At 71.3% G+C, this 21,878-nt stretch carries 22 protein-coding genes; 5 read left to right on the top strand and 17 right to left on the bottom strand.

The genetic code is table 11. The annotated features are described in order from the left end of the window. The first annotated feature begins 278 nt into the window (after positions 1–278). Entirely contained in the window at positions 279–431 is a 153-nt protein-coding gene (locus tag VFZ92_RS36695) for a hypothetical protein (protein WP_330881637.1), read from the top strand. A gap of 640 nt (positions 432–1,071) precedes the next feature. On the opposite strand, the gene VFZ92_RS36690 is transcribed toward VFZ92_RS36695, so the two are convergent. The 12 genes from VFZ92_RS36690 to VFZ92_RS36635 all read right to left on the bottom strand — a co-directional run bounded on the left by VFZ92_RS36690 (position 1,072) and on the right by VFZ92_RS36635 (position 12,074). Further along, positions 1,072–1,530 (bottom strand): hypothetical protein, encoded by a 459-nt coding sequence (locus VFZ92_RS36690; protein WP_330881635.1) that lies wholly within the window; start codon positions 1,528–1,530, stop codon positions 1,072–1,074. 11 nt (positions 1,531–1,541) lie between these two features. Continuing rightward, positions 1,542–3,863 carry a DNA internalization-related competence protein ComEC/Rec2 gene (locus VFZ92_RS36685; protein WP_330881633.1) on the bottom strand — a complete coding sequence of 774 codons (2,322 nt, stop codon included), beginning with the start codon at positions 3,861–3,863 and terminating at the stop codon, positions 1,542–1,544. A 472-nt stretch (positions 3,864–4,335) separates the two neighbouring features. Next, positions 4,336–5,088 (bottom strand): ComEA family DNA-binding protein, encoded by a 753-nt coding sequence (locus VFZ92_RS36680; RefSeq protein WP_330881632.1) that lies wholly within the window; start codon positions 5,086–5,088, stop codon positions 4,336–4,338. A 152-nt stretch (positions 5,089–5,240) separates the two neighbouring features. Further along, complete coding sequence (locus tag VFZ92_RS36675; protein ID WP_330881630.1) at positions 5,241–6,089, bottom strand: DegV family protein; 849 nt, start codon at positions 6,087–6,089, stop codon at positions 5,241–5,243. 20 nt (positions 6,090–6,109) lie between these two features. Continuing rightward, positions 6,110–6,832: a diglucosylglycerate octanoyltransferase gene (gene octT / locus VFZ92_RS36670; protein WP_330881628.1), complete on the bottom strand. Its 723-nt coding sequence runs from the start codon at positions 6,830–6,832 to the stop codon at positions 6,110–6,112. Further along, positions 6,829–7,443: a histidine phosphatase family protein gene (locus VFZ92_RS36665; protein WP_330881626.1), complete on the bottom strand. Its 615-nt coding sequence runs from the start codon at positions 7,441–7,443 to the stop codon at positions 6,829–6,831. The genes octT and VFZ92_RS36665 overlap by 4 nt, the downstream gene beginning before the upstream one ends. Before the next feature lie 7 nt (positions 7,444–7,450). Continuing rightward, positions 7,451–7,846, bottom strand: coding sequence for a ribosome silencing factor (gene rsfS, locus VFZ92_RS36660; RefSeq protein ID WP_259621790.1), 396 nt, complete (start codon positions 7,844–7,846; stop codon positions 7,451–7,453). A gap of 97 nt (positions 7,847–7,943) precedes the next feature. Further along, positions 7,944–8,540, bottom strand: a complete 597-nt coding sequence (gene nadD / locus VFZ92_RS36655) for a nicotinate-nucleotide adenylyltransferase (RefSeq protein WP_330881623.1) — start codon at positions 8,538–8,540, stop codon at positions 7,944–7,946. Between the two features lie 176 nt (positions 8,541–8,716). After that, a complete protein-coding gene (locus VFZ92_RS36650; RefSeq protein WP_330881620.1) occupies positions 8,717–8,938 on the bottom strand; it encodes a ferredoxin in 222 nt (73 codons plus the stop codon). 4 nt (positions 8,939–8,942) lie between these two features. Continuing rightward, positions 8,943–10,139, bottom strand: coding sequence for a cytochrome P450 (locus VFZ92_RS36645; protein ID WP_330881618.1), 1,197 nt, complete (start codon positions 10,137–10,139; stop codon positions 8,943–8,945). 97 nt (positions 10,140–10,236) lie between these two features. Continuing rightward, positions 10,237–10,806: a TetR/AcrR family transcriptional regulator gene (locus tag VFZ92_RS36640; RefSeq protein WP_330881616.1), complete on the bottom strand. Its 570-nt coding sequence runs from the start codon at positions 10,804–10,806 to the stop codon at positions 10,237–10,239. Continuing rightward, a complete protein-coding gene (locus VFZ92_RS36635; protein ID WP_330881615.1) occupies positions 10,803–12,074 on the bottom strand; it encodes a glutamate-5-semialdehyde dehydrogenase in 1,272 nt (423 codons plus the stop codon). The genes VFZ92_RS36640 and VFZ92_RS36635 overlap by 4 nt, the downstream gene beginning before the upstream one ends. Before the next feature lie 95 nt (positions 12,075–12,169). Between VFZ92_RS36635 and VFZ92_RS36630 the strand changes: the two genes are divergently transcribed. From VFZ92_RS36630 to VFZ92_RS36620, 3 genes are all read left to right on the top strand, one after another. Beyond that, positions 12,170–14,251, top strand: coding sequence for a RecQ family ATP-dependent DNA helicase (locus VFZ92_RS36630; protein WP_330881613.1), 2,082 nt, complete (start codon positions 12,170–12,172; stop codon positions 14,249–14,251). A gap of 3 nt (positions 14,252–14,254) precedes the next feature. Next, positions 14,255–14,962, top strand: coding sequence for a phosphotransferase (locus tag VFZ92_RS36625; RefSeq protein ID WP_330881611.1), 708 nt, complete (start codon positions 14,255–14,257; stop codon positions 14,960–14,962). A 112-nt stretch (positions 14,963–15,074) separates the two neighbouring features. Then, positions 15,075–15,722, top strand: coding sequence for a hypothetical protein (locus VFZ92_RS36620; protein ID WP_330881609.1), 648 nt, complete (start codon positions 15,075–15,077; stop codon positions 15,720–15,722). Positions 15,723–15,932: 210 nt separating this feature from the next. Here VFZ92_RS36620 and VFZ92_RS36615 read toward each other — a convergent pair whose 3' ends face one another. Next, positions 15,933–16,673 (bottom strand): hypothetical protein, encoded by a 741-nt coding sequence (locus tag VFZ92_RS36615; RefSeq protein ID WP_330881607.1) that lies wholly within the window; start codon positions 16,671–16,673, stop codon positions 15,933–15,935. Positions 16,674–16,848: 175 nt separating this feature from the next. On the opposite strand from VFZ92_RS36615, the gene VFZ92_RS36610 reads away from it, so the two are divergent. Continuing rightward, positions 16,849–18,129: an MFS transporter gene (locus VFZ92_RS36610; RefSeq protein ID WP_330881605.1), complete on the top strand. Its 1,281-nt coding sequence runs from the start codon at positions 16,849–16,851 to the stop codon at positions 18,127–18,129. Here VFZ92_RS36610 and VFZ92_RS36605 read toward each other — a convergent pair. The 4 genes from VFZ92_RS36605 to VFZ92_RS36590 form a co-directional block, all read right to left on the bottom strand. Then, positions 18,115–18,654 (bottom strand): helix-turn-helix domain-containing protein, encoded by a 540-nt coding sequence (locus VFZ92_RS36605; protein ID WP_330881603.1) that lies wholly within the window; start codon positions 18,652–18,654, stop codon positions 18,115–18,117. The genes VFZ92_RS36610 and VFZ92_RS36605 overlap by 15 nt on opposite strands. A 396-nt stretch (positions 18,655–19,050) precedes the next feature. Continuing rightward, a complete protein-coding gene (gene proB, locus VFZ92_RS36600) occupies positions 19,051–20,223 on the bottom strand; it encodes a glutamate 5-kinase (protein ID WP_330881601.1) in 1,173 nt (390 codons plus the stop codon). After that, on the bottom strand, positions 20,223–21,674 hold the full coding sequence (gene obgE, locus VFZ92_RS36595; RefSeq protein WP_330881599.1) for a GTPase ObgE: 1,452 nt from the start codon (positions 21,672–21,674) through the stop codon (positions 20,223–20,225). The genes proB and obgE overlap by 1 nt, the downstream gene beginning before the upstream one ends. A gap of 99 nt (positions 21,675–21,773) precedes the next feature. Next, positions 21,774–21,878: 50S ribosomal protein L27 (locus VFZ92_RS36590; protein ID WP_330881769.1), on the bottom strand; the 105-nt coding region annotated here is incomplete at its 5' end.

The raw sequence follows: 21,878 nt of genomic DNA, 5'->3' as shown, positions 1-21,878 counted from the left end.
GACGCCACTGGCGCGGCGTGAAGGGCCTGCGCACCTCCCATGATCAAGGCACCCGCGACGAGTACGACGACTGTTCTCCTCGGGGGTCCACCGCTCCGACCGCGCACTGACGCCTCCAAGTCACTGGTTTGTCGCGGAGAGTAAGAGCTACCGCGAGCCATTGACAAGGGTTCTTAACAAATATGGTCTAGACCTGTCCGGTTCTAGGGTGTGTCCTGCGGGAACGCACCTGCGTGCCTTGGCGTGATCTTCCCGAACGGTGTGGGCCGTGGAAGACCGTGCGCGAGCGGTTGCGGAAGCGGACCACGGACCTGCCGCTGGCGGTGATCCTTACGCCCGGCCAGGCCGGCGACGACCCGCAACCGCTGCGACTGCTGGACGAGATCCGAGACACCGACGTGGACGGGCAGCGGGTGCGGGTCGGCGGATGAACGCCGACAACGCCCAGGGCTCGGCCGGTGGTAGGCCGCCCACCTTCGAGCCCGGCAACTACAAGCACCACAACGTGGTCAGGCGCTGCCTCAACCGCCGCACGCAGTTCCGCGGTCTGACAACCAGCGCCGGCTGTAGCGCGCGGGCTCGAACGAGCCGACCATCCTCACCGCACCCGGACGGCTGCGGGCCGACCGGCCGCGCAGCCGGTTCAGCACGGAGTCCGGAGCCCGACAGGACGTGAGCACGAGCGGCGGCAGCCTCCCGCCGCGCCGACCACGGCGTGGATCTTGCTGCTCAACCCGGACGACCCTGCCGCCACCGCGCCTCGCGGCAGCAGCGCGATCCTGATCGGCAGACGTGTCAGCGCCGTTCTTGCCCGGCATGGCCCGCAGCTGATCACCCGCTGCTGTTCGGGCGACAGAGTCTCCTTTCCTCGGTCGGTGCCTCTTCCAGCGCATCGCGGGTCTCGCAGGCAACCGCCGGCACTGGAACGCTCCGGCCTCGACCTGGGTGGTGAACCGGTCGTTCAACTGCCGCCGGGTGGATCCCGGACGCTGCCCGGACGTCACGGGCCGCGCGCCCTTCCTGGACACCACCGCCTGAACGTTCCGCCGACCTCTCGCCCCGCTGTGGTGATCACAGGCCGATCTTGTCGCTGCGCAGCCACCCCGTGCGGGGAAACCGGGTGAGTTCGGGGAGGAGGTGGGGACCGACGGACTCGGTGGCGGTGCGCCACGCCATGATCCGCTGGGGCCACGGGGCTCCTGACTTGGAACGGTTGTAGGCGTTGGTGTGCCACGGGAGTTCGTCGATCGACAGGGTGTCGTCGAAGAGGTGTTCCGCGACGAGTTCGTGGGCGGCGTCGGGTGACACCACCTCGGTCGGGCGCAGCACGGCGGTGACGGTGGCACGGGCGACGACGCCGCGCCCACCGCCGCGCAACTCGTCGCAGGCGTAGTAGGTGAACGCCGGTTTCAGTTCGTCCGTCGGCCACGGGGAGGGCACGTAGCCCGGCTGCCAGAGCACCCAGCTGAGCGCGGACCGACCGTCCGGCACGGTCCAGCCGAGGCGCAGCCGGATCCAGGTTCCGTTCATCGTCCTTCTCCTCACTTCTTGCGTCGTACGACGCGCGGTCCGGTCTCTCCACCGAGGACGGCGGTGTCGCCGTCCCGGTCGGTGCGCAGCACCAGCGCCCCACGCCCGGTGAGCGCGTCGAGCACGGCGCCGTTCGGATGGCCGTAGCGGTTGCCCTCGCCAACGCTGACCAGGGCGATCCTGGGTTTGACCTGCGCGAGGAACTCGGGCACCGAGAACCTCGACCCGTGGTGGGGAACCTTGAGCACCTCGGCGGTCACGTCGACGTGGCCACCGAGCAGGTCCGCTTGACCCTCCAGTTCGATGTCACCGGTCAGCAGCACCCGACCGGCTTCGGTGTGGGCGCGCAGCACGAGCGACGAGTCGTTGATCGCGGTGTTGTCGTCTTCGTCCGGGACCGCTCTTCCCCTGGGCCCCAGCACTTCCAGGACCAGGCCCGGCAACTCCAGGCGTTGGCCCGCGGTCAGTGCGACCAGTTCCACGTCGGCCGCTCGGGTCTGGCGGCGGACCTCCTCCCATGCCCAGTTCGGTTCGTGCGACGGTCCGACGGCGACCGCTCCCACGCTGCGGTCGGCGAGCACGGCCGTGAGCCCGCCGATGTGGTCCGCGTGCAGGTGGCTGAGCACCAGCAGCGGAATGCGCCGAACCCCCAAGCGGCGCAGGCAGGACGTGACCGGTCCCGGATCAGGACCGGTGTCCACCAGTACGGCCCGACCGGGTTCCGCCGTGGCCAGCACAACCGCGTCGCCCTGGCCCACGTCGCACGCGACGGCCGACCAGCCGACCGGCGGCCAACCCGGTGTCACGACGCTGGTGGGGACCAGCACCAGCACCCCACCCAGCAGGGCGGCGGCCAGCAGCGCACGGGTTCGCCGTGCCTTGAACAGCCCGTGGACGACCAGGAGGACGACCGCCAGCAGGACTCCACCCCACCAGCCACCGGGCCAGCGGACGGACGCGTGGGGCACCTCCGACGCGCGTCTGCCCACCGTGATCAGCCAACGGGCTTCCGGCCCCGCCAACTCGACCAGCAGCCGGGCGGCACCACCGTGCAGCGGCGCGACCACCGCGGCCAGCACCCCCAGCACGGTCGCGGGCGCGACCACCGGAGCGACCACCATGTTGGCCACCACCGCGACCAGGCTGATCCGGCCCGAGATGCCGACCACCAGCGGCGCGGTAGCGAGGCTCGCGGCCACCGGCACCGCCAGCACTTCGGCGAGTCCGATCGGCACTCCGCGCTCCCTCAGCGACGCCGCCCACCTCGGAGCGAGGAGGACCAGCGCGGCCGTGGCGACGACCGACAGGGCGAACCCCGGATCGGCCCCCAGTTCCGGGTCGTACAGGACCAGCACGATCACCGACGTGGCCAAGGCGGGCAACGCGGACCGTTCGCGCCCCAGCACGAGCGCGAGCAGTGCCACCGCACCCATCACGGCCGCCCGCAGCACGCTCGGTTCCGGACCCGCCAGGATCACGAACCCCACCAGCGCGAGGGCGGCACCCACCGCGCACCCTCGCGGGCCGACGCGGAAAGCTCTCAGCAGCAACAGGACCGCGCCGCACAGGATGGCGAGGTTGGCCCCGCTGACGGCCAGGACGTGGGCCAGGCCAGCCGTGCGGAACTCCTCCACGACCCGCGGGGAGAGCTCGGACGTGTCTCCGACCACCAGGGCGGGGAGCAGGCCCGCCGGTTCGGGATCGAGGGTGGTGCTGGCCTCGCGCAGACCGGAGCGCAAGGTCTCGGCCGCTCGCTGCCACACCGGAGCGGGGCCGACGTCCTGCGGAGGGCCGCGGACCCGCAGCACCGCCACCGTCAGCTCACCCCGCCTCGCCGGTGCCAGGACTCCGCGAGCCGTGATCTGTTGGCCCGGCAGCAGATCGCGCCAGCCGGTGGCAGGTGCCACGAGGACCACCTGCCCTCCCTGCTCGTGGGTTCGGCCCGCCACGAGGAGCCGGTGGACGTCGGCGTGGACGACCACCGCGTCCACCCCACCGGGTTTGGCGGCGAACCCCTCGGTGCGCATCCCTCGCGGTCGGGTGGAGAGCTCCGCGCGGAGCACGACCGCTTCCGAGTTGGTGGCCGCGGACCGGACGGGGTGCACGGCCGACTGGTGGACCCTGAAGCCGATGGAGAGGGCCGCGATCGGAGCGGCGACCACCAGCGCCAGCGCGCACGACCTCGCGCACCAGTCGTTGTGGATCGCCAGCGCACCCACCAGGCACGCGATCACGCCGGTGAGGACGGCGATCGGCCAGTTCCACAGGAGACCGCCCAGTGCCACCGCCCAGACCGCGAGAGCGGCGGGGACCAGGCGGTACCTCGGGTTCACGACGTGCCCAGCCGGAGGCGGAGGCACGAGGTGACCGGGGTGGGTCGCGGGGTCGAACCGGACTGCCGGGGAACGGGAGGTGCGGCCGGCTCGGGCACGCGGTCGTGGCCCGTGGTGGACGCGGCGAGCAGGCGGACGCAGGACGTTCGAGGACGCGGGAACGAGCCGACGACGGCGCTCGTGGTGGGGAGTGCGAGCCACGACGGGAGATCGTGGATCGAGGCGGGAGCGACGGGCGAGCGGGGAACGGGGAGGACGAACGGGGTGGGCACGCCCTCCGGGCTCGTGGCGGGAGCACCGGTCGCGTGGGGACGAGGCGAGCCGGACGTGGTGAGGGCGGCACGGGGACGGGTGCCGGACGACCGGAGTGCACGGGTGAGGTTTCGCCAGCCGCGGAGGAGCCGGCGCAGGGTGCGGGTCTGCGGCGTGATCGCGGCCTGCGAGGGTGCGGGGCCGGTGCGGGGCGGGGCGGTCACAACCGCACCAGCTCACGGAGCTTGACGAGGCGGTTGTCGCCGATGCCCTCGATCTCGCGCAACTGGTCCAGTGAGGTGAACGGGCCGCGCTTGGTCCGACGGTCGAGGATCCGCTGTGCGGTCACGGGCCCCACGCCCGGCAGGCCGTCCAGTTGCTCCTTGGTGGCGGTGTTCAGGTCGAGCTTCTCGTCGGGGCTCGGTTCGGCGGGCACGGGGACGGGTGCGGTGCCGACGGAGACCTGTTCGCCGTCGACGACCTTGCGGGCCAGGTTCAAGCCCTGGGGACGGACGCCGGGGTTGACGCCACCCGCGGCGTTGATCGCGTCGGCTACCCGGGCACCGCTGGTGACGGTCACCAGGCCGGGTGAGGGGACTTCGCCCACGACGTTGACGACGAGGGGCTCGGGTGGGCTCGACGTGACGGCCGCTACGGCCACGGGCAGGTCGGGAGGCGCCTCAGGGGTCGGCGACTGCCACCAGACGGCCACGAGGACCACCAGGCCGGTGGTCGCCGCGACGGAGGCGTAGAGCGCGCGGCGCTTGCGCAGTGGTGGCGCGGAGTCGGGCAGCCAGCGCTCCACCAGTCTGTCCGCCTTGCGGCGGGCCCAGCGGAACCGCGGGGGCGGCTCGGCGGCGCCGTCGGAACTGGTGAACACGACCGTCTTCGGGGAAGGCTCCGCCGCGGCCTGCGCGGCCAGTGCTTCGAGACGGGTCCGGGAAGTGTCAGAGGTGGTGCGGTGGTCGAACACGGGTTCGACGCTAGGGAGGTGGGGGTCCGGTGCGAAGGAGGAGTTCGTGGACTGTGGACAGGTGGTCGGGGTGTGGACAACTTCGGATCTTGAAACCGGTTTTGTCGGTGGGGTGTGGCATCATGCCGCCGCCCTCCGTCTACTCCGGACGATCAGATGTCTCCGGGCAGGACCACGACGCCCAGGACGCCGGGTCCGGTGTGGGCCCCGATCACGGCTCCCACCTCGGAGATCAGGCAGCCCGACGAGCCGGGGATCCGTTCGTCCAACCTGGTCGCCAACTCGGCCGCGCGTTCGGGTGCGGCGAGGTGGTGCACCGCCAGTCCGACGGGCCCGTGACCGGCGGCCAGCGCGGCCAGGTCCACCAGGCGCCCGATGGCGCGGCTCATCGTGCGCACCTTCTCCAGCGGCACGATCCGGCCGTCCTCCACGTGCAGCACGGGCTTCACGGCCAGCGCGGTGCCGACCAGCGCGGCGGTCGCGGTGATCCGGCCGCCGCGGCGCAGGTGGTCGAGGGTCTCGACGCAGAAGTACGCGCGCAAACGCTTGGCCACACCCGCCGCCGCCGCTTCCACGGCCTCCGCGGACTCACCCGCCTCCGAGGCGGCGCACGCGGACAGCACGGCGAAACCGAGCCCCATGCCGGTCGCGCGCGAGTCGACCACCCGGATCCGCACCGGGTCGACCTCCTCGGCGGCCAGCCGCGCGGCCTCCCACGTGCCCGACAGCTCGCGGGACAGGTGCACGGACACGATGGACGTCGCGCCGCCGTCGAGCACGGAGCGGTACACCTCGGCCAGCTCGCCGGGTGTGGGCCGGGACGTCGTCACGCGGCGGTGCTCGCCGAGCGCGGACGCGAGTTCCGCGGGGCCGAAGTCGAGGCCGTCCAGCCGGCTGCGGCCGTCCACCGCCACGTGCAGCGGCACCACGCGGACGCGGTGGCGTCGGGCGAACCCCTCCGGCAGGTAGGCCGTCGAGTCGGTGACAACGGTGGTGGGCACGGGACCGGACATTACGGCTCTCACTCGGTCGAGTGGCTCACCGCCACGGACCTGACGAGATCCGCCATCGCGGAACCCATCAGCTCGTGGCCCTCCCAACCCCAGTGCATGCCGTCCGGGTTGCCCCGCCCCGACCGCACGTGGTCGCCGACGACCGCGGCCACGTCCAGCAGCGGCACGCCGCTCCGCTCGCCCCACGCCCTCACGGCGCGCACGGCGGCGGGTCGACCGGTGTGAACGCCGCCGTACGCGGCGGAGCGGTGCACGGACGGCACCATCCCGATGGGCTTGATCCCCGGCTCCAACCGGTGCACGGCCTCCACCGAGTCGGCCAGGTAGCGCACGGTCAGGTGCGGCGGCAGCGCCACCGGACGACCGCCCAGCAGCCGCGACAGCGCGGGCTGGGCGGCCTTGTAGCCGGTGCGGGCCCACCGGCGCAGGCCGTCGGGCCGCAGGTACCGCAGCCCCTGCCGCAGGTAGGTCGGCAGCGGCGACGGCAGCGTGTCCATGTGCCCCACGGCGAACACGATGACGTCCGTGCGGGGCAGCAGCGACCAGACGCGCGGGTCGCCGGTCAGCGACCACCAGGCGTCGCGGGCCGTCCACCCGAAGCCTGCCGCGAGTTCGACGTGGCCGTCCAGCGCCTTGGCGGCGATGTTCGGCCACAGGCCGGCGTGGTCCGCGGGCAGCGGACCGTCAGGACCGTGGAACGCCAACGAGTCGGCGAGGACCAGCAGCCTCAACGAGTGGGCCCGGCGTTGTACGACGACAGCCGCCAGCGGCCGTCGCCTTCCGGTCGCCTGCTGAACACCGTCCAGTGGCAGTTGCCGATGCCGCCGAGCTGCCCCCACGACTCGATGGGCAGGTTCAGCAGCTTGCCGGTCAGCGCGGAGATCAGGCCTCCGTGCGCGCAGAGCATGACCGTGCCGTCGAACTCGCGGTCCACGGCCTCCACGACCTCGAAGGCCCGGTCCGCGACCTCGACCCTGGTCTCGCCGTCCGGCGGCGCGATCGTGGGGTCGGCCCGCCACTGGTCGATCATTCCCGGCCACTCGGCCTCGACCTCGGCGTTGGTCAACCCCTGCCACTTGCCCAGGTTGGTCTCGCGCAGGCGTTCGTCGATCCGCAGCGGGATGCCGACGGCGTCGGTGAACACCGTCGCCGTGTTCGTCGCCCGCCGCAGATCCGACGCGACCACCAGCTCGGGTGCGAACTTGGTGAGCACGGGCACCGCGAACCTGGCCTGGTTCCACCCCGTCTCGGTCAACGCCGAGTCGAGGTGGCCCTGCCAGCGTCCCGTGGCGTTGTAGTCCGTCTCACCGTGCCGCCACAGCACGAGCCGGTTCAAGGTCATCTGGTGTTCACGCCTCCGCCGTCTGGTCCTCTGCGGGGGCGTCCGCCGACCCTTCGAACTCGATCTGCGGGCAGTCCTTCCACAGCCGCTCCAGGCCGTAGAAGCTGCGCTCCTCGACGTGCTGCACGTGCACCACCACGTCCACGAAGTCCAGCAGCACCCACCGGCCCTCGCGCGCGCCCTCGCGGCGCACCGGCTTGCGGCCCGCCTCCCGCATCTTGTCTTCGATGTTGTCCACGATCGCGCCGACCAGCCGCTCGTTGGGAGCGGAGGCGATCACGAAGCAATCCGTGATCACGAGCTGGTCCGACACGTCGAGCACGATCACATCGTGCGCCTTCTTCTCGTCCGCCGCGCTAGCGGCGACCAGCGCCAACCGTCGTGCCTCGTCGGTGGCTGCCACATCTCTCCTCACCAGCGACCCGAGGATCCGGGTCGTACATCACTTCGATGCGCGCGGATACGCCCGCACGAGTTAATGAGGGTACCGGCGCGCGGAGCTAGTCCGGCACCGAGTAGAGCGAGCGCTTGGAGATGTACTGCACGACACCGTCCGGAACGAGGTACCAGACGGGCAGTCCGGAGGCCGTGCGGGCCCGGCAGGCGGTCGACGAGATGGCCATGGCGGGCACTTCCACGAGGGACACGGCGCCCTCGGGGAGGTGCTGACCGTTGAGTTCGTACCCCGGTCGGGTGACTCCGATGAAGTGCGCGAGGTCGAACACGTCGGACGCGCGGCGCCACGACACGATCTGCTCCAGCGCGTCCGCGCCGGTGATGAAGAACAGGTCGGCCTCGGGGTGTTCGGCCGAGAGGTCGGTGAGCGTGTCCACCGTGTACGTGGGCCCGCCGCGGTCGATGTCGACCCGGCTGACGGAGAACCTGGGGTTCGACGCGGTGGCGATGACCGTCATCAGGTAGCGGTCCTCGGCGCGGCTGACCACACGGGACGTCTTCTGCCACGGCTCCCCGGTGGGGACGAAGATCACCTCGTCGAGGTCGAACCTCGCCTGCACCTCGCTGGCCGCCACCAGGTGGCCGTGGTGCACCGGGTCGAAGGTCCCACCCATGACCCCGAGTCTGCGCCGCTTCGACATGGCTGGTCAGCCTACGGTGCCGGTGGGCAGGCGACCGTCCGCTCCCGTGAACGGCCGCCTGCCCACATCGGACTCCCCGTCCGCGGCCCACCCCGAAGCGGAGCCGCGTACCGGGGTGACGACGCCGCACCGGGGTTCATGACGCCGGTCGGGCGTCTTATTTCACCGTTTCGGGATCAGACCTCCGGAGCGATGACCGTTCCGTCACCGTCGCGCACCAGGATCGCCTCCATCGGACAGGACTCGGCGGCGTCCACCACCAGGTCGTCGGGTTCGACGAAGTCCTGCGCGGCGGTGGCCCTGCCGTTCTCCAACCGGAAGTACGCCGCGGCGCTGGACGCGCACATGCCCGTGCCGATGCACGCCTCGCGGTCGACCTGGACCTGCCACCTGGTCATGGGGCTACCACCTCACCAGGAGTTCCCGCGGGCCGCGCACCAGCCTGCCCTTCTTGAACGGCACCTCGTCCGCGGGCACCGCGAGTTCCAGCGCGGGGTACCGGCTCAGCAGGGTGCCGATCGCGACCTGGAGCTCCATCCGCGCCAGCGGAGCGCCCACGCAGTGGTGCACGCCGTGTCCGAACGCGACGTGCGCGTTGTTCTCCCGGTGGAAGTCGATCTCGTCCGGTCGCGGGAACACCTCCGGGTCCCGGTTGCCGCCCTGCCCGACGAACACGGCGTCGCCCGCCGGGATCGTCACGCCGCTCAGCTCGACGTCCTCCTTGGCGATGCGGGGGAAGCCCGCCGAGCCGCCGAGCGGCGTGATGCGCAGCAACTCCTCGACCGCCGCGGGCACCAGGTCGGGGTCCGCGCGCAGCTCGGCCAGCCGCTCGGGGGTGGACAGCAGCGTGTAGAGGAAGTTGCCCAGCTGGTTCGCCGTGGTCTCGTGCCCCGCGACCAGCAGCGTCACGCCGAAGTTGACCAGTTCCTCCTCCGAGAGCCGGTCCCCCTCGTCACGGGCCGTCACGAGCGTGCCGAGCACGTCGTCGGTCGGTGACCTGCGGCGTTCGGCCACGAGCTCGGCGATGTAGGACTGGAGGTTCTCGAACCCCGCCGTGATCTCCTCGGGCGTGAACGCGGTGATCGCGAGTGCCCGGTCCGACCAGTTCCGGAACTCGGCGCGGTCGTCGTAGGGAACGCCGAGCATCTCGCAGATGATCGTGATCGGCAGCGGCATGTTGAGCGCTTCGACCAGGTCAGCGGGCGCGCCGTCCTTCTCCATCGTGTCGAGCAGCCCGTCCACGATCTCCTGCGCCCGCTCCCTCAGCTGCTCGGTGCGCCGCATGGTGAAGCCCTTGGCCACGAGCTTGCGCAGCCTGCCGTGCTCGGGCGGGTCCATGCTCAGGATCGACTGCCGCTCCTGGATCATGGGGACGGCCCTCGGCACGTCCTGGCCGAGCACCGCGGCTCGGCTGAACCGCAGGTCGCTGAGCACGGTCTTCACGTCGTCGTACTTGGTGACCAGCCACGCGTCGCCGCCGTAGGGCAGTCGGACCCTGGCCACCGGTTCCGTCCGGCGCAGCACCTCGTAGGTGGGGTCGAGTTCCAGCCGTTCCGCCTCGCCGAACGGGTAGTTCCTCGGTTCCTGACTCGTCGTCATGCCCCCGCACTCCTCCCAAAGCGCCATGTAAGCAACTGCTTACATTTCGACGATAGAGAAATCGCTACGGACCGTCAACGACTCGTCTCGGTGAGTACTACCCCTCGGTGCGCTCCAGCAGCGTGCGGGCGCCGCTCAGCACCAGCCGGACGATCTCCTCGGGGTCCGCGCTCTTCAGCGGCTCCTTCGCCGAGGTGGACCGCACCATGCTGATGCCGATCACCCAGGCGAGGACCAACTCGGCCCGCAGGTCGCCGTCCTCGGCCTCGGTCAACGTGCTCAGCACGCGGATGTAGTCGTCCCCCAGCGCCTTGCGGATCTCCGCGGCGGCGCTGTCGATCCCCTCGGAGCGCAGCGCTGTGAACAGCAGGTGGTCACCCGGTCGGGGGGTCTTCTCCAGCATCCGCCGCAGCACGGTCTCCAACAGCCGCTCCGGCTGCTCGGCCTCCAGCAGCTCCCGCCCCTGACCGGCCATGACGGCCGCGTACAGCGCGTCCTTGCTGCCGAAGTAGCGGAACAGCAGGGCCTGGTTCACGCCCGCGCGCGCGGCGATGTCGCGCACGGTCGTCCGCGCGAACCCGCGCTCGGCGAACAGCCCCGTCGCGGCGTCCAGGAGCGCGGCACGGGTGGCCGCCGAGTCGCGGCGGCGAGCGGGTTCGGCGGTCACGAGGTCGGCCGGACGTGCCCCTCGCCCCAGACCACCCATTTGGTCGAGGTCAGCTCGGAGAGGCCCATCGGGCCGCGGGCGTGCAGCTTCTGGGTGGAGATGCCGATCTCGGCGCCCATGCCGAACTCGGCGCCGTCGGTGAACCCGGTCGAGGCGTTCACCATCACCGCCGCCGCGTCCACCCGCGTGGTGAACCGGCGGGCGGCCTTCACGTCGGACGTCACGATCGCCTCGGTGTGGCCCGAGCCGTGCTCGTTGATGTGCGCGATGGCCTCGTCGATGGTGCCGACGACCTTCGCCGCGATGTCCATCGACAGGTACTCGGTGTCCCAGTCGTCGGACGTCGCGGGCACGACCTCCGTGCCGGACAGGCCGGTGAACACCGGGTCGGCGTGCACGGTGACGCCCGCCGCGCGGAACGCCCCGGCGATGCGCGGCACGAACACGTCCGCGACGTCCGCGTGCACCAGCAGCGACTCGGCGGCGTTGCACACGCTGGTGCGGCGGGTCTTGGAGTTGAGCACGATCCGCTCGGCGTCGTCGAGGTCGGCCGACGCGTCCACGTACACGTGGCAGTTGCCGACACCGGTCTCGATCGTCGGCACGGTGGCGTTCGCGACGACGGTGGAGATGAGGCCCGCACCGCCGCGGGGGATCACCAGGTCCACGAGGCCGCGCGCAGTGATGAGGTGGTTCACCGACGCCCGGTCGTGGCACGGCAGCAGCTGGACGCAGTCCGCGGGCAGCCCGGCGGACTCCAGCGCGTCGCGCAGCACGGCGACGAGCGCGGTGTTCGAGTTCTCCGCCGACGACGACCCGCGCAGCAGCGCGGCGTTGCCGGACTTCAGGGCGAGACCCGCCGCGTCCACGGTCACGTTCGGGCGCGCCTCGTAAACCATGCCGACGACGCCGAGCGGGACGCGCACCTGCCGCAGGTCGAGGCCGTTCGGCAGCAGCCCGCCGCGCAGCACCTCGCCCACCGGGTCGGCCAGGCCCGCGACCGTCAGCAGGCCCTCGGCGACGCCGTCGATCCGCTGCTCGGTGAGCGCCAGGCGGTCGAGCATGTTCTCGGTGAGGCCCGCCGCACGACCGGCTTCCAGGTCGGCGGTGTTCGCCTTGAGGATCTCCTCGGACCGTTCGCGCAGGGCTGCGGCCATCTCGCGCAGCGCCGCATCCTTGCGGTCCCTGGTCGCCAGAACGAGTTCCTCGGAGGCGACACGGGCTCGGCGGGCGGCGGAGTGCACCTCTTCGCGCAGTTCAGCGGTCACGTCGTCCAGCTTAGGACCAATCGGACGTCGATCGCGTACGGGTATCCCGGATCCTGAAACCAGTTTCTGTCGGTGGTCCGTGCCATGGTTGGCACATGGACGAACTCGCCCTCCGGGAGATGGCCGACGAGCGACTGAGGGCCCTGGCCGGTCCGGACGCGGTGCTGCGCGACGACCAGTGGACCGCGATCCACGCGCTGGTGGCGCAGCGGCGGAGAGCGCTCGTGGTGCAGCGCACTGGGTGGGGCAAGTCGGCGGTCTACTTCATCGCGACGGCTCTGCTCCGGGAGCTGGGCGAGGGGCCGACGGTGATCGTGTCCCCGCTGTTGGCGTTGATGCGCAACCAGGTCGACGCGGCGGCGCGTGCGGGCGTGCGGGCGGCGACGATCAACTCGGCGAACACGGACGAGTGGGAACGGGTGCAGGACGCGGTCACGTCGGGTGAGGTCGACGTGCTGCTGGTATCACCGGAACGGTTGAACAACCCGGACTTCCGGGACACGGTGTTGCCGTCGTTGACGGCGTCGGCCGGGCTGCTGGTGGTCGACGAGGCGCACTGCATCTCGGACTGGGGCCACGACTTCCGGCCGGACTACCGGCGGCTGCGCACGTTGCTGACGGAGCTGCCGCCGGGGGTGCCGGTGCTGGCGACGACCGCGACGGCGAACAACCGCGTGGTGCGGGACGTGGCGGAGCAGTTGGGCCTGGGGTCCGGGTCGGACGCGCTGGTGCTGCGCGGGCCGCTGGACCGGGAGAGCCTGCGGCTGGCGGCGTTGCGGCTGCCGACGGCCGAGGCGAGGCTCGGCTGGCTCGGCGAGCACCTGGCGGCGCTGCCGGGGTCCGGGATCATCTACACGCTGACCGTCGCGGCGGCCGACGACGTGGCGGCGTTCCTGCGGGAGCGCGGGTACGAGGTGGCCGCGTACTCGGGGCGGACCGATCCGGCCGAGCGGCAGCGGGCGGAGGAGGACCTGCTCGCGAACCGGGTGAAGGCGCTGGTGGCGACGTCGGCGCTGGGCATGGGGTTCGACAAGCCGGACCTGGGGTTCGTGGTGCACCTGGGCGCGCCGCCCTCCCCCATCGCCTACTACCAGCAGATCGGCCGTGCGGGCCGAGGGGTGGAACGGGCCGAGGTGCTGCTGCTGCCCGGTCCGGAGGACAAGGACATCTGGGCGTACTTCGCGTCGCTGGCGTTCCCGCCGGAGCGGATCGTCCGGCAGGTGCTCGACGCGCTGGCCGACGCCGGTCGGGTGCTGTCGACGGCGGCGCTGGAGCCGAGGGTCGAGCTGTCGCGGACCCGGCTGGAGGTCGTGCTGAAGGTGCTCGACGTCGACGGCGCGGTGAAGCGGGTGCGCGGCGGGTGGGAGTCGACCGGGCAGCCGTGGTCCTACGACGGGGAGCGGTACGACCGCATCGGCGAGGCTCGGGCGGTCGAGCAGCAGGCGGTGCTCGACTACCTGGACACGACGGGCTGTCGCATGGAGTTCCTGTTGCGGCAGTTGGACGATCCGCACGCGAGCCCGTGTGGACGGTGCGACAACTGCACGGGTGAACGGCCGTCCGCCGAGGTCTCGTCCGGTGCGGCCACGGTCGCGCGGGAGCGGCTGCTGCGGCCCGGCGTGGACGTGGCGCCGCGCAAGCAGTGGCCGACCGGGATGGCGGCGATCGGCGTGTCGCTGTCGGGCAAGATCGCGGCAGGCGAGGCCGCGGAACCGGGGCGGGCGTTGGGAAGGCTGACCGACATCGGCTGGGGCAACAGGCTGCGGGCGCTGTTCGCCGCCGAGGACCAGACGATCCCGGACGACGTGTTCCAGGCGTGCGTGAAGGTGTTGAGCGCGTGGGGCTGGGAGGAGCGGCCGGTGGGTGTGGTGACGGTCGGCTCGCGGAGCAGGCCGAGCCTGGTGGGCAGCTTCGGCGCGCGCATCTCGGAGATCGGCCGGTTGCCGTTGCTGGGCCAGGTGTGGGTGGGTGAGGCCACGCACCGGGCGAACAGCGCGCAGCGCCTCGCCGGGCTGTGGAACGGGGTCCAGGCACCTGATCTGTCCACGGTGGACGGTCCGGTGCTGCTGGTCGACGACCGGATCGACACCGGCTGGACGATGACGGTCGCGGCGCGGGCCGTGCGCAAGGCCGGGGCGTCGGCCGTGTTGCCGTTCACGTTGGCGGTGACGGCCTAGGTGGTGGAGCAGCGGTTGCCCGGCGGGTTCGTGAACGAGGTCGTCCGGGTCGGCGACACCGTTCGACGGCCGAGGGCGGGCGAGTTCGTCCACCGGGTGCTGGAGCACCTCGACGGGTGGCCGGGAGCGCCCCGGTTCCTCGGCGTGGACTCACGGGGTCGGGAGGTCCTGGAGTTCCTCGACGGGCACGTGGCGTGGGAGTCGCCGCAGCCCGCCTCGGTGACCTCGGACGAGAGCCTCGTGCGGGTGGCCCGGCTGGTGCGGGAGTTCCACGACCTCACCGCGGGCCTGGCGGGCGAGGAGGAGGTCGTGTGCCACAACGACCTCTCACCCAAGAACACCGTGTACCGGAGCTTCGACGGTGAACTGCGGCCGGTGGCGTTCATCGACTGGGACCACGTGGCGCCCGGTCGGCGGGTGCACGACGTGGCGCACGTCTGCTGGCAGTACCTGGGGCTGGGGCCCGGAGCCGAGGTCGACGCGGCGGCGCGGGGTGTCCGGCTGATCAGCGACGCGTACGGGTTGGCCGACCGGGGCGCGCTGGTCGACACGATCCTGTGGTGGCAGGACCGGTGTTGGCGGGGGATCGTCGCGGACTCCGGGCCCTCGGGTGAGCGGTTGCGGGCCGCTGGGGCCGTGGACGAGGTGCGGGCGCAGTACGGCTGGGTAGCGGAGAACCGAGAACGGCTGGATCTGGGGAGGCGCCGATAAAACAACTCTCCACCTATTCCAGGAAACCACTGCTGAGCTGCGAAAACAAGACTTGATCTTTGGTTTTTCGCGGCTCACCCTCGTCACCATGAGGTGGGGACCTTCAGGTGGGTTGAGCACTGTCCTGTGGATCGGCGGAGCGCAGTGGGCGGGGAAGTCGACCGTCGCCTGGCTCCTGTCCCGACGTCACGGGCTGACCGCGTACCACTACGACTTCCACGACAGCAGAGGCCACGCCGACCGTGCGCTGGCACACGCCGACCGGTACCCGTACCGGCACGCGTGGCAGGTGCTGGGCGCGCACGACCCGGACCGGGCGTGGGTGCGGTTGACCCCGGAGGAGTTGGCCGAGAACAGCAGGCACAGCTTCGTCGAGCGGTTCGGGATGGTCCTGGACGACCTGCGGGGGCTGTCCAGCAGTCGGCCGATCATCGCCGAGGGGTGGGGGCTGCGGCCGGAACTGGTGGCGCCGCTGCTGGCATCGCCCAGCCAGGCGGTGTTCCTGGTGCCGACGGAGACGTTCCGGCAGCGGCAGCTGCGTGAACTGCCGAGGGCGGGGCGGATCACGGCGAAGGTGAGCGACCCGGTTCGAGCACAGGCGAACCGGGTGGAACGGGACAGGCTGCTGGCGCGCGAGGTCGTGGAGAACGCGCGGCGGCACGGACTGCGGGTGATCGAGGTCGACGGGAGTCTCAGCGTCGGTGGGTTGACCGACGTCGTGGCGAACCACTTCGAGGAGTGGCTCTCGGTCAGCCGGTGAGGTGGCGCGGAGCACTGGCGACCGAGCCCTGTCGGGGTGCCACATCGGTGGGAGGCGGAGGCCCGGTGAGTGCGGACGCCTCAGGCCACCACGTGATGAAGGGGTAGCCGACACCGGAAGGCGGACACGAACGCCGCCGCGCCGCGGACCGGCACCCGATGGGGTGACGGAGGAGGGGGAACCACAGGTTCCCTCCTCCGCCACCGACCATCAGCGGCGCAGGAGGTTGCGCAGCTTCGGCACCGCCACGAAGGCGATGCCCACGAGAAGGAGGCCACCGCCGAGGAACAGCAGCCACAGCGAGCCAAAGCCGGTGCTGGCCAGGTTGTCGTTGCCGCGGACGGCCAGCACGGGCGCGGTGGTCGTCGTGACGGCGGGCGCGGTCGTCGTGGTGGCGGTCGTCGCGGTCGTGGGCGTGCTGGTCCCGGTGGTCGTGGTCGTCGAGCCGGGCGTGGTCGTGGAACCGGCCGTGGTCGTCGTCGAACCGGACGTCGTCGTGGTCGTTCCGGTCGTGGTGGTCGTGGTGGTGGTCGTCGTCGTGGTGGTCGTGGTGGTGGTGCCGCACAGGAACCAGTGGCTGATGTCGGCGGGTTTGCCGCTGGCGTTGATCGGCGCGTGCAGGTCCACCCACGGCAGCGGCCCGAGGTCGGAGGCGAGGTACGTGTTGTAAGCGGGGCCGCCCTTGACCACGACGGCGGTGACGACGTAGGCACCGGTGCTGGTCACGGTGATGTACTTGTTGCCAGAGATCGAGAACACGACCTGAGCGGGAGCGATCGTCTCCCCCGGCAGACTGGCCTGCTGGCACGTGGTGGCGTTGTTGTCACCCGGCTGCCCGGCCGGGGAGGCCGCTGAAGCGCCTCCGGCGAAGACCGCGGCGGCGGTCGCCACCACGGCGATCGCTCCCGCGGCTCTGACCAGGTGACGGACGGCCTCAGAAGTGGCGCGCATGGCTGCTCCAGCTGCGTCGGGGGGATGATCGACAAACCGATGACACCGTTCGGCCCACAATCCCACTAGGCCATTCGGTGTACAAGTTCTGATGCCGGGTTGTTGCGTCTTCGTGAGGGCACGGGCGGTGATCGGGTCCCTACTCAACCGGGGGCTGATGTGGGAAGGTCCGGAGATGGTGGAGGTGGAGCAGCAGAGGCATCGGCTTCCGGTCCGCAGGCTCATCGCGGCGAGCATCGGCAACGCGATCGAGTGGTACGACTGGACCATCTACGCGACGTTCAGCATCTACTTCGCGACGGCGATCTTCCCGTCCGGCAACGCGGAGCTGGCGCTGCTCAACACGCTGGCCACCTACGCGCTGGCGTTCTTCTTCCGCCCGCTCGGCGGCTACCTGCTGGGGCGGTTCGCGGACCTGCGCGGCCGGAAACCCGCGATGATCCTGACGATCGTGCTGATGGCGGGCGGGTCGACGGCGATCGGCCTGCTGCCCACCTACGAGCTGGTGGGCTGGCTGGCGCCGATACTGCTGCTGCTCGCCCGGATCGCGCAGGGGCTGTCGCTCGGTGGGGAGGTGTCGAACGCGTCGGCCTACCTGGCGGAGATCGCGCCGCCCGAGCGCCGGGGGCGGTACTCGTCGTTCTTCTACATCTCCACGGGCACGGCGGTGCTGATCGCGTCGCTCATCGGGTTCACGCTCGCGCGGACGATGGACCGGGCGCAGCTCGAATCGTTCGGGTGGCGGATCCCGTTCCTGGTCGGCGGCCTGCTGGGGTTGCTGGGGCTGTGGCTGCGCCGCAGCCTGGAGGAGACGGAGCAGTTCGAGCAGAACAAGGTGAAGGCGGAGCGCGTCCACCGACCGCTGTTGACCACGGTGAAGGAGCACCCGAAGGCGGTGGGGCGGCTGGTCGGGTTCACGATGCTCTCCACGCTCTGCTACTACACGTTCTTCAGCGCGCTGACGCCGTTCGCGGTGAAGAACCGCGGGGTCGACGCCGTGGACGTGTTCCTGGCGCTGTCGATCGCGACGGTGCTGTTCATCGCGCTCCAGTACCCGATGGGGGCGCTGTCGGACCGGTTCGGGCGCAAGCCGCAGCTGCTGTTCTGGTCGGCGGCCACGGCGGTGTTGGTCGTGCCGCTGTCGTCGTTGCTGGAGCCGGGGCTGACCGGACCCCTGATCGTGTTCTGCGTGGGGCTCGGGCTGTACACGATGATGACGTCGATCGCGCCCGCGGTGATGAGCGAGCTGTTCCCGACCGAGCTGCGCGGGCTCGGGATCGGTGCCTGGTACAACCTCACGGTCGCGCTGTTCGGCGGCACCGCTCCGCTGGTGATCGCCTGGCTGGCGGGCCGGGGTCTGTCGGACGTGTACTTCTACTACGTGGCGGCGGGTGCGGCCATCGCGTTCCTGGTGATCCTGACCCTGCCGGAGACCAAGGGGTCAGAGCTGCGCTGAGCGCAAACCGGTGAAGATGATCGCCAGGGTGCGCTCGCGGAGGTCGGGGTCCCAGCCGGAGTGCAGCGCGCCCTGACTGGTGGCCGCCAGCAGTGCCATCACCTCGTCCAGCAGCACGGTCGCCCGCACGACCCCGGCCGCCTGCGCCTGGTCGAGCAGGATGCCGACGGCTTCGCGGAGCAGTTGGAGCTGGTCGGAGATCCGCACGTCGACGCCGAGCAGGTCGACCACGGTCCGGCACGAGGACGCGCGCTCGACCAGGTGGGCGAAGAACGTGAACAACGAGGTGGCCGGATCTCCTTGGCGGACCAGGGATTCGACCTCCTGGGCGAGTTCGCGCACGAGTGCGCTCATCAGCGCGGTCAGCAGGTCGTTCTTGGTCGGGAAGTGCCGGAAGACGGTGCCGATGGCCACACCCGCCCTGGCGGCGACCTCCTCGGTCGACGCGGAGGCACCCTTGGCGGCGAAGACCTCGTCGGCGGCGGCCAGGATGCGTGCCCGGTTGCGCTGGGCGTCCGCGCGCATCGCGTTCCCTTCGTGGACGACGACTACTGAACCTGAGTCCTCGCTCACCTTACTGGAGGGTCCTGATGGCCGCACGGGAGTGACCTGGTGCGGCGAGATCAGGACGCAGCGAGCGGCGGTGGAGCTTCTGGGCGAGACCACGGGTGTGGCGGCCCAGAGCCTGTGGGCGGGGCCACGAGCCTGTGGCGGGGCCGAAACGGCGAGCACCTCGCCGAGCCCGTAGGAGCCGCGAACTTGTGGCGGACCAGGGACCGGACTTGGGGGCCACATGCGTGTGATGGGTCAGGGACCGCACTGGGAAGCCAGGTGCGTGCGGTGGGTCAGGGACCGGACTGGGGAGCCACGTGCGTGCGGTGGGTCAGAGACCGGACTGGGAAGCCACGGGCGTGCGATGGGTCAGGGGCGGTGGAGGGAGACCAGGTCGTCTGCGTGGACCACCTCGCGGCGGTGTTCGGCTGGCAGTTCGTGGCTGGAGCGGCCGATGAGGGCTGGGAGTTCTGCGGCGTCGTAGGCCACCACGCCCCTGGCGACTACCTGGCCGGTGAGGTTCGCCAGCTCGACCACGTCGCCCGCCTCGAAGGTGCCCTCGACGGCGGTGATGCCCGCGGCGAGGAGCGAGCGCCTGCGGTTCACGACCGCGGCCACGGCGCCGTCGTCCAGCACCAGGGTGCCGTTGGCGTCGGCGGCGTAGCCGAGCCAGAAGCGGCGGGCGGTCAGGCGGGTGCCGGTGGCGGCGAAGGCGGTGCCGACGGCTGGGGTGCCGGGGGTTGGGGTCCCGGAGGTTGGGGTGCCGGAGGTTGGGGTGCCGAGAGCGCGGGCGGCGTCGGTTGCGCCCGCCAGCAGCACCGGGATGCCCGCGGAGGCGGCCAGGGTGGCCGCTGCGAGCTTGGAGGCCATGCCGCCGGTGCCCAGGGCGCCGCCGGTGCCTGCGCGGACGCCGTCTACGTCGTCCGGGCCGCCCACCTCAGTGACTCGGCGGGCGTCGGCCAGGCGGGGGTCGCCGTCGTACAGGGCGTCCACGTCGGACAGCAGGAACAGCGCGTCGGCGCCGACGAGGTGGGCCACGAGGGCCGCCAGGCGGTCGTTGTCGCCGAAGCGGATCTCCTCGGTGGCAACGGTGTCGTTCTCGTTCACCACGGGCACGACGCCGAGGGCCAGCAGGCGGGAGAAGGTGCGCTGGGCATTGCGGTAGTGCGAGCGCCGGACCACGTCGTCGGCGGTGAGCAGGACCTGGCCGACCGTCAGGGAGTAGCGGCCGAAGGAGTTGCCGTACGCGTGGGCCAGGGCGAGTTGGCCGACGCTGGCGGCGGCCTGCTGGGTCGCGAGGTCCTTCGGGCGGCGGGTCAGACCCAGCGGAGCCAGGCCGGCGGCGATGGCACCGGAGGAGACCAGCACGATCTGGCTGCCCGCGGCGCGGCGAGCGGCCAGCGCGTCCACGAGGGCGTCCAGCCTGGCCGGGTCGAGCCCGCCCTCGGCTGTCGTCAACGAGGAGGACCCGACCTTCACGACAACCCTGGTGGCCGAAGCCACCGCCTTGCGGGCCAACGAGACCTCCGCGCCGCCGATCATCACTCCTCGAAGTCGTCCTCGTCGTACACACCGGGCAGGCGGCGCGCCTTCTTGAGCGCCTTGCGCTCGTGCGCGCCGATCCGGTCGTTGCTCTCCAGCCGCAGGTCGGTGCCGCGGCCGGTCATGGTCATCGCGATGCCCGCGGGCGTCGTCGGCTCCCAGTCGAACACCAGGTCGCCGATGGTGACCTGGGCTCCGGGCACGGCACCGCGCTTGACCAGCACCTCTTCCACGCCCATGCGGGCGAGGCGGTCCGCGAGGTAGCCGACGGCCTCGTCGTTGGAGAAGTCCGTCTGCCGGATCCAGCGCTCGGGGCGGTCGCCCTTGACGATGAACCCGCCCTCGGTCTCCGGGTCGTCGTGGACGGTGAAGCCCTCGTCGTCGACGGCGGTCGGCCGCAGCACGATGCGGGTCGACTCCTGCTTCGGCTTGGTCGCGCGGTACTGCTCGACGACCGCGCCGAGCGCGAACGTCAGCTCGCGCAGGCCTTCGCGGGTCGCGGTCGAGATCTCCAGCACCTGGAGGCCGCGGGCCTCGATGTCCGGGCGCACCAGTTCCGCGAGTTCACGGGCCTCGGGCACGTCGATCTTGTTGAGTACCACCAGGCGCGGGCGGTCCGTGAGGTCGCCGCCCAGCGACGGGGTGTACTTCGCGAGCTCCTCTTCGAGCGCGTCGATGTCCGACAGCGGGTCGCGGCCCGATTCGAACGTCGCGCAGTCGACGACGTGCACGAGGACCGCGCAGCGCTCGATGTGGCGCAGGAAGTCCAGGCCGAGGCCCTTGCCCTCGCTGGCGCCGGGGATCAGACCGGGCACGTCGGCCATCGTGAAGACGGTCGCGCCCGCGGTGATCACGCCGAGGTTCGGGACCAGGGTGGTGAACGGGTAGTCGGCGATCTTCGGCTTGGCCTCGGAGAGGACCGAGATCAGCGACGACTTGCCCGCGGAGGGGAAGCCGAGCAGGCCGACGTCGGCGACGGACTTCAGTTCGAGGACGAAGTCGCCGCGCTCGCCGGGCTCACCCAGCAGCGCGAAACCGGGCGCCTTGCGGGCCTTGGACGCGAGCTGGGCGTTGCCGAGGCCACCACGACCGCCGCGCGCGGCGATCATCCGGGTGCCCTCGCCGACGAGGTCGGCGACGACCTTGCCGTCCTCGGTCAGGACCACGGTGCCGTCCGGCACGCGCAGTTCGAGGTTCTCGCCGTTCGCGCCGTCGCGGTTCGCGCCCTGGCCCTGCTTGCCGTTCGTGGCGGAGGCGTTGGGGCGGAAGTGGAAGTCCAGCAGCGTGTGCACGTTGGAGTCGACCACCAGGACGACGTCGCCGCCCTTGCCGCCGTTACCGCCGTCGGGACCGCCCAGCGGCTTGAACTTCTCCCGGTGCACCGACGCGCAACCGTTGCCACCCTCGCCAGCGGCGACGTGGATAACCACTCGGTCGACGAACCGGGACACGGGAACTCACTTCCAAAGGATCAACGAAGAAGGGGACAAACGCCGAGCGCCGTGGGTCCGCGTTGGCGGACACACGGCGCTCGGGGAAATCAGGTCGAACTACGCGGCGACCTTGGCCTCGACCGGCACGATGTTGACGGTCTTGCGACCGCGCTTCGAGCCGAACTCGACCGCGCCGGGGGCGAGGGCGAACAGCGTGTCGTC

Source organism: Umezawaea sp., from assembly GCF_036375055.1.
In the GTDB taxonomy this organism is placed as follows: Bacteria; Actinomycetota; Actinomycetes; order Mycobacteriales; family Pseudonocardiaceae; genus Umezawaea.
The sequence above is the reverse complement of the archived record's forward strand: the minus strand, read 5'-3'. Positions and strand labels throughout refer to the sequence as shown.